This window comes from Pseudonocardia sp. (assembly GCF_050250275.1).
Lineage (GTDB): Bacteria > Actinomycetota > Actinomycetes > Mycobacteriales > Pseudonocardiaceae > Pseudonocardia.
The window spans coordinates 84,944-96,626 of record NZ_JBFWOY010000017.1 but is presented as its reverse complement, the minus strand read 5'-3'; the positions used below and the strand labels follow the sequence as shown (position 1 = coordinate 96,626).

The window sequence follows — 11,683 nt, the reverse complement described above, 5'->3', positions numbered from 1 at the left end:
GTCAGCTGCGCTGGTCGACCTCGGCCGGGGTCACGGCGGGCTCGGCGACGGCCTTCGCGTCGGACGCGTTCTTCTTCTCCAGGGCGTCGACCCGCAGCCGCAGCGCGCCGACCTCCTCGGCGAGGCGCCGCGACTGCTCCTCCAGCAGGCCCACCTCGCGGGAGAGCTGCAGCGACACCGCGAACAGGACGAGCAGCGACCCGAAGAACAGCAGGTTGCTGGGGGTCTGGATGCCGATCGCGCCGGCGATGCCGCGCAGCAGCGACGGGAAGATCGCGACGACCAGCGTGCCGATCGAGATGACGACCCAGATGACCGCGTACTTCTCCCGCAGCCGCCGGCGCCGCAGCAGCTCGACGACGAGCACCAGCGCCGCCACCGCGACGACGACGGAGAAGATCGTGAGGCGCAGGTCGGGCACTAGCGGTGCTCGCTCTCGGGACGGCGGCGGACGAGGGCCAGGCCGACGGCGACTACGACCCGCACCAGGTAGACGGCGGACCGGAGCGGGTTGGTGCTGGCGACACCGGTCTCACGGGGACGCATGACCACCGGGACCTGCGCGACGGACAGGCCGGCGCGGTGGGCGATGACCAGGGACTCGACGGTGTCGCCGAGGTACTCCTCCGGATAGTGCGCCGCGAACAGCGCCAGCGCACGTTCGTGCACGAGCCGGAAGCCGGACGTGGGGTCGGTGAGCGGGACACCGATGATGCGGCTGAGCACGAACGACAGCAGCCGCATCGCCCAGCGGCGCGGCCCCTTCACGACGTAGCTGCCGCGGCCGGCGAACCGGGCCCCGATGACGACGTCGACGTCGCGCACGGCGAGCAGGTGCTCGATCTCGCGCGGGTCGTGCTGGCCGTCGGCGTCGACCTGCACGACGGAGGTGAACCCGGCCTCGTGGGCGTAGCGGTACGCGGCGCGCATCGCGCCACCGACGCCGAGGTTGAACGGCAGGCGCATGACCAGGGCGCCCGCCGCGTCGGCACGCTCGGCGGTGCGGTCGGTCGAGCCGTCGTCGACGACGAGGATGTGCGCGTCGGGCCGGCCGGCCCGGATCTCGCCGATGACCTTGGCGACGGACTCCTGCTCGTTGAGCGCGGGCAGCACGACGAGCAGCCGCTGCGCGGGCGCCGAGGTGGACCCGTTCAACGAGATCTCGACGCGCTCGAGGCCTTCCGTGGTCACGGCCTGCCCACCGTCGAGGCCACGGTCACGAACTCGTTGTAGGTGAAGACCTTGCCCGTGAACCGGGGCAGCGGGAACGAGAACTCCCGGCGGAAGGTCAGGCCCAGCTCCGCCACCAGGGCGCGCAGCGCGGCGTGGTCGGTGAAGACGGTGTGTGTGGCGTCGGAGGCGAAACCGCGCTCCTGGGGGCAGATCAGCACGACGGGCGACCCGGGCCGCAGGTAGTCGAGGTAGGGCCGGATGACGTCGGCCGCGGCACCCTCGTCGAGGTGTTCGACGACGTGCGCGACGAGCATCGCGTCGAACGGCGTGGTGTCCTCGGGGGTGCGGGCGAGGAAGTCCTCGCTGGTCTCGGCCTCGAAGCCGTTCTTTCGGCACATCTCGACCGAGGTCGCGTTGTGGTCGACCCCGACACTGCCCGCGGGCAGGTTGGCAAGGTTGCGGCCGATGCCGCAGCCGACGTCGAGCGTCCGGCGCTGCCCGATGAGCCTGCGCAGGTTCCACCGGTACGGCCGTTGCACGTCGACGAGGCGCTTCCAGCGTGCCCCCGACAACGACACGAGCCGCTCGGAGTAGGCCGTCGACGTCGTATCGCCCTCTCCCGCCACGGCGCGCACCCTACCGGCCGTTGCTGAGCGGTTGCCCACCGACAGGCCGCGCCCTGATGCGAGGATGCGGCCGACCCCACTTCTGGAGGACGCGCAACCGTGGCAGAGCTCAGCGTCGACACGACGTCGATCCCCGGACTGCTCCGGGTCACCCTCGCCGTGCACGGCGACAACCGGGGCTGGTTCAAGGAGGCCTACCAGCAGGAGAAGCTGCAGGCGGCGGGCTTCCCGGAGTTCGACATCGTGCAGTCCAACGTGTCGTTCAACGCCGAGCCGGGCGTCACCCGCGGCATCCACGCCGAACCGTGGGACAAGTACATCTCGCTGGCGCACGGGGAGGCGTTCGCGGCGATCGTCGACCTGCGGCCGGGCGCGTCGTTCGGGGTCGTGGAGACGTTCACGTTGACGCCCGGGAACGCGATCTACGTGCCGCGGGGCTGCGGGAACTCGTACCAGACGCTCACCCCGGACGTCGTCTACACGTACCTGGTCAACGACCACTGGTCCCCGGACGCGCAGTACACACTGATCAACGCCTACGACCCGGCGCTGGGCATCGACTGGCCGATCGCCGCGGCCGACGCGATCCGGTCGCAGAAGGACATCGACCACCCGCCGCTGGCGGCGCTGCAGTGAAGGTCCTGGTCCTGGGCGCGGGCGGGCAGGTCGGCCGGGCCCTTGCCGCCGCACTGCCGGGCTCCGTGGCGCTGGCCCACGCAGACTTCGACATCACGAGAAGCGGCGGGGAGCCCGACTGGACCGCGTTCGACGTCGTCGTCAACGCCGCCGCGCACACCGACGTCGACGGCGCCCAGACACCCGACGGCCGCGTCGCGACGTGGCGGGCCAACGCGGTCGGGCCGGCGATGCTGGCCGACCGCGCCCGCCGGCACGGGTTCACGCTCGTCCACTTCTCGACGGAGTACGTGTTCGACGGCGCGAAGGCCGGCGCGTACGTCGAGGGCGACCCGATCGCACCGCTGTCGGCGTACGGGTCGGCGAAGGCGGCGGGCGACCTGGCGGTGCGGGGCGTCGAGAAGCACTACCTGCTGCGGCCGACGTGGGTCGTCGGCGAGGGGCGCAACTTCGTCGCCACGATGCTGGGGCTGGCCGGGCGCGGGATCGCGCCGACGGTCGTCGCCGACCAGGTCGGGCGTCCGACGTTCGCGCCCGACATCGCTGCCGCGGTCGCGCACCTGCTGGAGACGACGGCGCCACACGGGACCTACCACGTCACTGGTGGTGGGGAGCCCGCGTCGTGGGCCGACGTCGCCCGTGCGGTGTTCTCCGCGGCCGGGCGCGACGACCTCGCCGTCACCGACACGACGACGGCCGAGTACTTCGCCGGCAAGCCCGACGTGGCGCCACGGCCGCTGAACAGCGTGCTCGACCTCGGCAAGGCGCAGGCTGCGGGTGTCGAGACCCCGGACTGGCGTTCGCGGGTGGCCGAGTACGTCAGCCGTTCTTGAGCGGTTCCCACCAGTCGCGGCGGTCGCGGTAGAACGCGACCGTCTCGGCCAACCCCTGTGCGAACGGCACCTGCGGCGCGTAGCCGAGCTCGTCGGCGATCTTCGACCAGTCCACCGAGTACCGACGGTCGTGCCCCAGCCGGTCGGCCACCGGCTGGATCATCGACTCGTCGGCGCCGACGGCGTCGAGCAGCAGGTGCGTCAGCTCCCGGTTGGACATCTCCGTGCCGCCGCCGATGTTGTAGACCTCGCCGTCGCGACCCTTCTCCACGACGAGCTGGATGCCGCGGCAGTGGTCGTCGACGTGCAGCCAGTCGCGCACGTTGCGCCCGTCGCCGTAGAGCGGCACCTTCCTGCCGTCCAACAGGTTCGAGACGAACAGCGGGATGACCTTCTCCGGGAACTGGTGCGGCCCGTAGTTGTTGGAGCAGCGCGTGATGCACACCGGCAGCCCGTGCGTGCGGTGGTAGGCCCGGGCCAGCAGGTCCGACCCGGCCTTCGACGCCGAGTACGGCGAGTTCGGCTCCAACGGATGGGTCTCGGGCCAGGAGCCCTCGTCGATCGAGCCGTACACCTCGTCGGTGGACACGTGCACGAACCGGCTCACGCCGGCGTCGAGGGCGGCCTGCAGCAGCACCTGGGTACCGACGACGTTGGTCGACACGAAGTCGCCCGCCCCGGTGATCGAGCGGTCGACGTGGGACTCGGCGGCGAAGTGCACGACGACGTCGGCCCCGGCCATCACCTCGGCGACCGCGGCGGCGTCACGGATGTCGCCCCGCACGAACCGGTAGCGGGGCGAGTCGGCCACCTCGACCAGGTTGGTCAGCGTCCCGGCGTAGGTGAGCAGGTCGAACACGGTGACGTCCGCGTCGGCGAACGCCGGGTAGCCCCCGCGGAGCAGCGTGCGGACGTAGTTCGATCCGATGAAACCGGCCCCGCCGGTGACCAGCACCTTCACCGTGTCCGAGCCCCCTGTGCCTGTGCTCCTCGTGCCCGCGCCACGTTCATGACGTACTCCCCGTACCCCGACTTGCCCTGCGCCGCGCCGAGCGCGAGGCAGGCGTCGGCGTCGATCCAGCCACGGTCGAGTGCGATCTCCTCGAGGCAGGCGATGCGCACGCCCTGCCGGTGCTCGAGGACCTGCACGTACTGGCTCGCCTCGACGAGCGAGTCGTGCGTGCCGGTGTCGAGCCACGCGAAGCCGCGGCCCAGGTCGACGAGCCGGGCCTGGTCGCGTTTGAGGTACTCGCGGTTGACGTCGGTGATCTCCAGCTCGCCGCGCGCCGACGGGGTGAGCCCGCGCGCGATGTCGACGACCTGGCCGTCGTAGAGGTACAGCCCGGTGATCGCCCTGTTGGAGCGCGGCACCGCCGGCTTCTCCTCGATGTCGATCAGGCGCCCCGACTCGTCGGCGAGGCCGACGCCGTAGCGCTCCGGGTCGCGGACGGGGTAGCCGAACAGCACCGCGCCGTCCTCGCCCTCGGTGAGGCGGCGGATGCAGTCGCGCAGGACCGTCGCGAAGCCCTGGCCGTGGAAGATGTTGTCGCCCAGGACGAGGGCGCACGAGTCGCCGCCGATGTGGTCGGCCCCGATGAGGAACGCCTGCGCGATGCCCCCCGGCTCGGGCTGGGCCGCGTAGTCGAGGCGAAGGCCGAGCTCGGAGCCGTCGCCGAGGAGCCGGCGGAACAGCGGCTGCTCCTCCGGCGTGGTGATGACGAGGATGTCCCGGATCCCGGCCAGCATCAGCACCGAGAGCGGGTAGTAGATCATCGGCTTGTCGAACACCGGGAGCAGCTGCTTCGACACCGCGCGGGTGATCGGGTGCAGCCGGGTACCGGCACCGCCGGCGAGGATGATGCCCTTCACGCAGTATCCGATCAGCTGTAGACGGCGAGGACGAGCGTTGCGATCCACGCCAGGCCGAGCACCTGCAGGACGTGGTCCTTGATCGCGATCTCGTCGGGGGCGCCGCCGTTGCCGCTGTCGACGTCGACGGAGTAGCGCAGCACGGCGACGACGAACGGCACGATCGAGATGACCGACCACACCGAGTTGTGGTGCGCCTCGCGGATCTCGAAGGCCCACAGGCAGTACGTCATGATCAGGACCGTGGCCGAGAGCGCCCAGACGAACCGCAGGTACGACGAGGAGTAGCTCTCCAGCGACTTGCGAATCTTGGCGCCGGTGCGCTCGGCGAGCATCATCTCGGCGTAACGCTTGCCCGCCACCATGAACAGCGAGCCGAACCCGGCGGCCAGCAGGAACCACTGCGACAGCGGGATGCTCGCCGCGGCACCACCGGCGATGGCGCGCAGCAGGAAGCCGGAGGCGACGATGCAGATGTCGAGCACCGGCTGGTGCTTGAACCAGAAGCAGTAGCCCAGCTGCACCGCGATGTAGACGGCCAGCACGATGAGCAGCTGCACCGAGGCGAGGATGCTCAGCGCCAGCGAGCCCAGGATCAGCACGACCGCGAGCGCATAGGCCAGCTGGACGGGCACGATCCCGGCGGCGATGGGCCGCTTGCACTTCGTGGGGTGGGCGCGGTCGGCCTCGACGTCGTTGGCGTCGTTCACCAGGTAGATGGCCGAGGCGGCGAGGGAGAAGGCGACGAACGCGACCGCGAGGTGGTAGGCCGAGCGGCCGTCGAACAGCTCGCCCGCCGCGAAGGGCGCGGCCAGCACGAGGACGTTCTTGATCCACTGCTTGGGCCGCATGGTGCGCAGCAGGCCCAGGCCGACCCCCACCGGGGTGCGGGCGGCGGGCGCGGCGGTGGGCGGGGTGTCGGTGCTGGTCATCGCTTGCCCGCCCGGCGGCGCAGCCAGGCCCGGACCCCACCTGCGACGCTCGCGCCGAGCGCGGAGCCGACGAGCACGTCGGACGGGTAGTGCACGCCCAGCACCAGCCGTGACAGCGCCATCGGCGGGACCAGGACGGGCACGAGCGGCCGCTTCAGCATGCCGCCGTAGAGGACGGCGGCGGCGGTGGTGGACGTCGCGTGGGCCGACGGGAAACTGAGCCGGCTGGGGGTCGAGACCAGCACGCGGACCGACGGGTCGGAGGGGCGGCGGCGGCGCACGACGCGCTTGACCGCGATCGAGGCGCCGTGGGCGGCGGCGACGCCGGCGACGGCACCGAGCCAGTCCTGCCGGCGGTCACGATCGACCGCGGCACCGACGAGCCCGAGGGCCAGCCAGCCGGCGGCGTGCTCCCCGAACAGCGACATGCCGCGCGCGACCTGCACGACGGGCGGCGTCGCGACGGCGGCCTGGACGGCGTTGAGCATCCGGACCTCGACGGCGCGGTCGGCGGCGTCGGGGACGACGGCCAGGGTGCGCGCGGGGTGCTCTGGCGGAGGGGACTCGGGGACGCCCGGACGGACGACGGGCTCGGCCACGGTGGTGGGCCTCCTGTGCGCCGGACCTGGGGCGGTGGCGCTGCTCGGCGGTTGTTCCGGCGCCCGATGCTACGCGCGGCGGGTTTCCGCGGCCGTGTCGGGGAGGTCCGGTGACACCCACCGCTCGACGACGCGGGCCACCCCGTCGTCGGCGTTCGACGCGGTCACCTCGTCGGCGACGGCGATCAGCGCGGGGTGCGCGTTGCCCATGGCGACGCCGTGCCCGGCCCAGCGCACCATCTCGATGTCGTTGGGCATGTCGCCGAAGGCGACGACGTCGCTCGCGTCGAGCCCGTCGGCACCGGCGACGTCGGCGAGCCCGGTGGCCTTCGTGATCCCCGGCGACGAGGCCTCCACGAGCCCTCCGGGGTGGGAGAACGTGAGGTCGACGGCGTCGCCGACGGCGGGGCCGAGCGCCGCCACCATCTCCTCCGACGTCATGCCGGGCGCCCTGACCAGCAGCTTCACCGCGGGCGAGGACAGGAGCGCGGCGCGGTCGGTGCGGCCGCTGTCGTCGTCCTCCCAGGCGTGGCTGTAGCCGGGTTCGGCGAGGAACTGGCTGTCGACGTCGTCGAACGCGCCGGCGGCGACCCGCTCCACGGCGATCCCGCAGCCGGGGAGGGTGCGGTGGGCGGCGTCGGCGACGAAGGCGAGGGTGTCGCGGTCGATCTGGCGGGCCCACAGCACCCGGTCGGCGACGACGTCGTAGAGGACGGCGCCGTTGGCGCACAGGGCGAGCCGCACCGAGCCGAGCTGCGCGGCGACCGGCGGGATCCAGCGCGGCGGCCTGCCGGTGACCAGGACGAACCGGCCCCCGGCTGCGACGTGGTCGTCGACGGCGCGGGCGGTCCGCGCGGTCACCTGGAGCTGCGGGTCGAGCAGCGTCCCGTCGACGTCGGTCGCGACCAGCCGGGGTACCTGCACGCACCCCAGCCTACGAGGCGACGCTCAGAGGATCGCGACCGCGACGACCAGACCGAGCGCGACGTGCGCGGCGGCGACGACCCAGGCCTGCGGCTTCAGGTCGGGCGCGGCGAGGACGTGGCCGATGTCGATACCGGTCACCCACTCCAGCAGCCGCACCGCCAGCACCTGCGCGACGATCCCGACCAGGCCGAAGATCAGGGACGCGAGCAGGCCCTCGGCGAGCGCCCCGGACACGCTGTAGATGGCGGTGACGACGATGAGCGCCATGCTCACCATGCCCGCGGACGTGACGACGACGGCGTTGGGCAACCCGTCACGGACCATCCGGTTGAGCTTGCCCGGGGTGGTCAGGTCGATGGCCCAGAATCCGAGCAGCATCAGCAGCAGGCCGATCACCGCGTACAGCAGGATCGCGCCGACGCCGCGGCCGACGGTCCCGAAGAATCCCGCCTCGAGGGCCAGCAGGGTGGTCATGGGTGTTCCTTCCGGGGAGCGGGTCGGGCTCGGGGGATCGGGGTCGGGCTCGAGCTCGGGGGGTCAGGACTCGGGAATGCGGTGCGGGACGAACGCGGCGCCGTCGTCGGTGACCAGCCCGACGGTCTCGCGGATGCCGAGCCCGGCGGCGGCGTCGCCGACCACCCACGCGCCCAGTGCCGGACGGAACCCGTCGAACTCCGGCAGCGGGTCGAACAGCTGGTAGACGTATCCTTCCTCGCCGTACACGCCGCCGGTGGACACCTCGCTGCCCGGTGACACGATCGAGACGTTCGCGCCTTCCCGGCCCAGGAGCGGCTTGCGCACGTACTCGGTGAGCAGCCCGGGGTGCTGCAGGTAGGCCGGCAGCAGGTTGGGGTGTCCGGGGTACATCTCCCACAGCACGGCGAGCAGCGCCTTGTTGGACAGCAGCGACTTCCACAGCGGCTCGAGCCACAGCGTGTCGGGCAGGCTGCGGGCGACGTGCTTGCCGAAGTCGTCGGAGAGCACCCACTCCCACGGGTAGAGCTTGAACACGGCGGCCAGCGGCGCCTCGGCGAGGTCGACGAAGCGGTCGAGCGCGGCCTCCCAGCCGATGTCCTCGATGGCCAGGCCGACGGTGTCGATCCCCGCCTCGGCCGCCGTCTCCTGCAGGTAGCCGACGGTGACGTGGTCCTCGCCGCTGGTCTCCGCGCCCGACCAGGTGAAATGCACCTCGGAGCCGGGCAGCCCCGCCTTGATCTCCGTCCAGCGCTCGACGAGCTTCTCGTGCAACGAGTTCCACTGGTCGTCGTCGGGGTGGGTGTCCTTGAGCCAGTACCACTGCAGCAGCGACGCCTCGAGCAGCGTCGTCGGGGTGTCGGCGTTGTACTCCAGCAGCTTCGCCGGCCCGGAACCGTCGTAGCGCAGGTCGAACCGGCCGTAGACGTGCGGGTCGTGCCGCCTCCACGAGGCCGCGACGGCCTCCCACGACCACTCGGGCAGCGCGAAGTCGCGGAACCGCTCCGTGGTGACGACGTGGTCGACCGCGTCGAGACACATCGAGTGCAGGAGTTCGACGTCGGCCTCGAGGGAGAGGATCTCGTCCATCTCGAAGACGTAGTGCACCGACTCGTCCCAGTACGGGCGGGCGGCTCCGCCCTCGCCGCGGCCCGGGGTGCCGTAGACCATGCCCTGCTCGCCGACGATCTTCTCCCAGCCGGCGCGGGGCTCGCCGCGTTCCCGGCGCACTACGACCCGCTGCTCTTGGAGCCGCCGCCGCTGCTGCCGCTCGAGCTCTTGCTGGACACCCCGAGCCCGCCGCGCGAGATCGTCTTGCCGGAGGTGCCGCTCTTGACGGTGGCGGAATCCTTGGGGACGACGGTCGAGCCGCCGGCCGCGACCTGCCCGATGCCGCCCGAGCCGCCGTAGTTGTAGTGGTACTGCCGGCCGCCGCCACCGATGAAGATCGGGTAGAAGCCGCCGCCCCCGTAGTAGGTGCTGCCACCGGAGGCGTTGCTGGCCGGGGTGACGCAGTTGCTGTCGTCGACGACGACGTTGTTCTCGTCGACGCAGCGCGCCTCGACCTCGTCGTTCGCGTTGGCGATGGCGTAGCCGATGGCGATGACCGCGACGACGCCGACCGTGACCCCGGTGCCGATCAGGATCCGCTTGCGCTTCTTGCTCTTCGCCTGCTCCTCGAGCACGCGGGCGGAGGCCTCCTCGCGCGCACGGCGCTCGGCCTGCTGGCGGGCGCGACGCTCGGCGAGGGTGGGTTCGCGGGGCGTCGTGTTCTCGTCCTGGAAGCTCATCCGGCCGCGCTGGACCGGCTCCTCCCGGAACGGCGGCTCGGGCTGGTCGCCGCGTGCGTCCGGCCGCTCACCGCCGGGTGTTCCCTCCGACATCACTCACCCCCGCGCGCACCCTATAGGCCTGCCGATCACAGCGGAACGCCGCACGTCCGCCGCATCCGGGCGACCGATGACCGCCCGGCCGTGACACCCGCTCACTCACCCGATCCGGGTAACGGCATGATTGCGACCGACATGGCCACGCCCCTCACCGCGCCGGAGCGGCGGTCCCCCACCGCAGCCCGTCGTCGCCCCCCAGGTGCCCCCCGGCCGTCGGCGTCCCGCCCCCCGCGGGAACCCGACCGGGCGCCCAGGCGCGCGTTGCACCCGGTGCGACGCATCGTGATCGGCGTCCTCGTCGGCGCGGTGACCATGCTGGGGGTCACCCTGCTCGACCGGTTCGCCGACACGTCGGTGCCGGTGCTCAGCACGCTCGCGACGCTGCCCGACCCGGCCGCGGCCGAGGCCCGCAGGCTGGCCGACCTGCCGCCGCCGCCCGCCGAGGCCGGCATCTGCCTCAACTGGACGCGCGCCGACGCCGCCGACACCGTCGCCGTCCCGTGCGCGCAGCCGCACCGGTTCGAGCAGGCCGGCTCGGTGCAGGTCACCGACCAGGCCACGCTGCCCGACGACCGCACCTGGCGTCAGCTCGTCGGCGAGCGCTGCACCCCGATGGTGACCGCCTACCTGGGCGACAAGTTCGACCAGGACGGGAAGTTCCGGGTCGGCGCGCTCAAGCCGTCGCAGGCCAGGTGGGCCGAGGGCGAGCGTTCGATGCGCTGCGGCCTGCAGACCAACACCAAGAGCGGCAGCTTCCTGCCCATCACCGGCAAGGTGGCCGACCAGGACCAGTCCAAGGTCGAGGCCGCAGGCACCTGTCTCGCGATCGACGGCCGGACCGTCGGCGACCCGGTGCCGTGCACCGGACCGCACGCCGTCGAGACCGTCGGCGTCGTCGACCTGGCCGAGCAGTTCACCGACGGCAAGTACCCCGCCGTCGACGACCAGGACAAGTTCCTGCAGGCCAGGTGCGGCGAGATCGCCGCCCAGTACGCGGGCAGCGCCGACGCCATCGCGCAGAAGAAGCTCACCGTCTACTGGGACAACGTGGCCGAGCAGTCGTGGCAGGTCGGCTCGCACAAGGTCAACTGCAACCTGGCCGCGCTGCTGCCCGACCGCAGCGGGTTCGCCCCGGTCACCGGCTCGGCCAAGGGCCCGGTGACCGTCGCCGGCACCCCGGCCCCGCCCACCGGTCCGGGCGCCCCGCCCTCGCCGGGAGCCCCCGCCGACGGCTCCACCACACCCACCGGCCCGGTCGACGACGCGCCGCCCGCCGGCACCACCGCCGAACCCCCGGTCCCGATCCCGACGCAGGTGCTGCCGCTGCCCGGCACCGGCGGCGGGGGCGGCAACACCTGATCGGCAGCTGCTCCGTTGACGGTCCGGATGAGCCGGCGACGCTTCGAGGAGCTGGTCGGCGACGCTCTCGACGCCGTCCCCCGGGAGCTGGCGTCGGCGATGGACAACGTCGTGGTACTCGTCGGGGACCGCCACCCCGACGACGACACCCTGCTCGGGCTCTACGAGGGCATCGCGCTCACCGAACGCACCACCGAGTACGCGGGCGTCCTCCCCGACCGGATCACCCTGTTCCAGGACGCGATCCTCGACATCTGCGACGACGAGGACGACGTCGTCCACGAGGTCGCCGTCACCGTGGTGCACGAGATCGCCCACCACTTCGGCATCGACGAGGACACCCTGCACCGCCTCGGCTGGGGCTGA

Annotated in this window: 15 protein-coding genes; 4 read left to right on the top strand and 11 right to left on the bottom strand. The window is 72.2% G+C overall.

Annotation, left to right across the window (positions count from 1 at the left end; all coding sequences use genetic code 11):
- Position 1 precedes the first annotated feature (1 nt).
- From AB7F12_RS16910 to AB7F12_RS16900, 3 genes are read right to left on the bottom strand one after another with little or no spacing between them, the layout of a single operon-like run.
- Entirely contained in the window at positions 2 to 421 is a 420-nt protein-coding gene (locus AB7F12_RS16910; RefSeq protein ID WP_428501050.1) for a DUF2304 domain-containing protein, read from the bottom strand.
- Positions 421 to 1,191, bottom strand: coding sequence for a glycosyltransferase family 2 protein (locus tag AB7F12_RS16905; RefSeq protein ID WP_428501051.1), 771 nt, complete (start codon positions 1,189 to 1,191; stop codon positions 421 to 423). The genes AB7F12_RS16910 and AB7F12_RS16905 overlap by 1 nt, the downstream gene beginning before the upstream one ends.
- Positions 1,188 to 1,799, bottom strand: coding sequence for a class I SAM-dependent methyltransferase (locus tag AB7F12_RS16900; protein ID WP_428501052.1), 612 nt, complete (start codon positions 1,797 to 1,799; stop codon positions 1,188 to 1,190). The genes AB7F12_RS16905 and AB7F12_RS16900 overlap by 4 nt, the downstream gene beginning before the upstream one ends.
- 99 nt (positions 1,800 to 1,898) lie before the next feature.
- Between AB7F12_RS16900 and AB7F12_RS16895 the strand changes: the two genes are divergently transcribed.
- Positions 1,899 to 2,435 (top strand): dTDP-4-dehydrorhamnose 3,5-epimerase family protein, encoded by a 537-nt coding sequence (locus tag AB7F12_RS16895; protein WP_428501053.1) that lies wholly within the window; start codon positions 1,899 to 1,901, stop codon positions 2,433 to 2,435.
- Positions 2,432 to 3,268: an SDR family oxidoreductase gene (locus AB7F12_RS16890; RefSeq protein ID WP_428501054.1), complete on the top strand. Its 837-nt coding sequence runs from the start codon at positions 2,432 to 2,434 to the stop codon at positions 3,266 to 3,268. The genes AB7F12_RS16895 and AB7F12_RS16890 overlap by 4 nt, the downstream gene beginning before the upstream one ends.
- On the opposite strand, the gene rfbB is transcribed toward AB7F12_RS16890, so the two are convergent.
- The 8 genes from rfbB to AB7F12_RS16850 form a co-directional block, all read right to left on the bottom strand.
- On the bottom strand, positions 3,255 to 4,229 hold the full coding sequence (gene rfbB, locus AB7F12_RS16885) for a dTDP-glucose 4,6-dehydratase (RefSeq protein WP_428501055.1): 975 nt from the start codon (positions 4,227 to 4,229) through the stop codon (positions 3,255 to 3,257). The two genes, AB7F12_RS16890 and rfbB, sit on opposite strands and share 14 nt — an antisense overlap.
- A complete protein-coding gene (gene rfbA / locus AB7F12_RS16880; RefSeq protein ID WP_428501056.1) occupies positions 4,226 to 5,137 on the bottom strand; it encodes a glucose-1-phosphate thymidylyltransferase RfbA in 912 nt (303 codons plus the stop codon). Before rfbA ends, rfbB begins: the two co-directional genes overlap by 4 nt.
- 11 nt (positions 5,138 to 5,148) lie before the next feature.
- The gene (locus tag AB7F12_RS16875) at positions 5,149 to 6,069 is read right to left on the bottom strand and encodes a decaprenyl-phosphate phosphoribosyltransferase (protein ID WP_428501057.1); all 921 of its coding nucleotides are present in this window, start codon (positions 6,067 to 6,069) and stop codon (positions 5,149 to 5,151) included.
- Positions 6,066 to 6,557, bottom strand: coding sequence for a phosphatase PAP2 family protein (locus tag AB7F12_RS16870; RefSeq protein ID WP_428501070.1), 492 nt, complete (start codon positions 6,555 to 6,557; stop codon positions 6,066 to 6,068). The genes AB7F12_RS16875 and AB7F12_RS16870 overlap by 4 nt, the downstream gene beginning before the upstream one ends.
- A 180-nt stretch (positions 6,558 to 6,737) precedes the next feature.
- A complete protein-coding gene (locus tag AB7F12_RS16865) occupies positions 6,738 to 7,592 on the bottom strand; it encodes an HAD family hydrolase (protein WP_428501058.1) in 855 nt (284 codons plus the stop codon).
- 24 nt (positions 7,593 to 7,616) lie between these two features.
- Positions 7,617 to 8,069, bottom strand: coding sequence for a DUF350 domain-containing protein (locus tag AB7F12_RS16860; RefSeq protein ID WP_428501059.1), 453 nt, complete (start codon positions 8,067 to 8,069; stop codon positions 7,617 to 7,619).
- A 63-nt stretch (positions 8,070 to 8,132) separates the two neighbouring features.
- The gene (locus AB7F12_RS16855) at positions 8,133 to 9,299 is read right to left on the bottom strand and encodes a glutathionylspermidine synthase family protein (RefSeq protein WP_428501060.1); all 1,167 of its coding nucleotides are present in this window, start codon (positions 9,297 to 9,299) and stop codon (positions 8,133 to 8,135) included.
- Positions 9,299 to 9,952, bottom strand: a complete 654-nt coding sequence (locus AB7F12_RS16850) for a hypothetical protein (RefSeq protein ID WP_428501061.1) — start codon at positions 9,950 to 9,952, stop codon at positions 9,299 to 9,301. The genes AB7F12_RS16855 and AB7F12_RS16850 overlap by 1 nt, the downstream gene beginning before the upstream one ends.
- A gap of 276 nt (positions 9,953 to 10,228) precedes the next feature.
- Between AB7F12_RS16850 and AB7F12_RS16845 the strand changes: the two genes are divergently transcribed.
- A complete protein-coding gene (locus tag AB7F12_RS16845) occupies positions 10,229 to 11,317 on the top strand; it encodes a septum formation family protein (protein WP_428501062.1) in 1,089 nt (362 codons plus the stop codon).
- 15 nt (positions 11,318 to 11,332) lie between these two features.
- Entirely contained in the window at positions 11,333 to 11,683 is a 351-nt protein-coding gene (locus AB7F12_RS16840; RefSeq protein ID WP_428501063.1) for a metallopeptidase family protein, read from the top strand.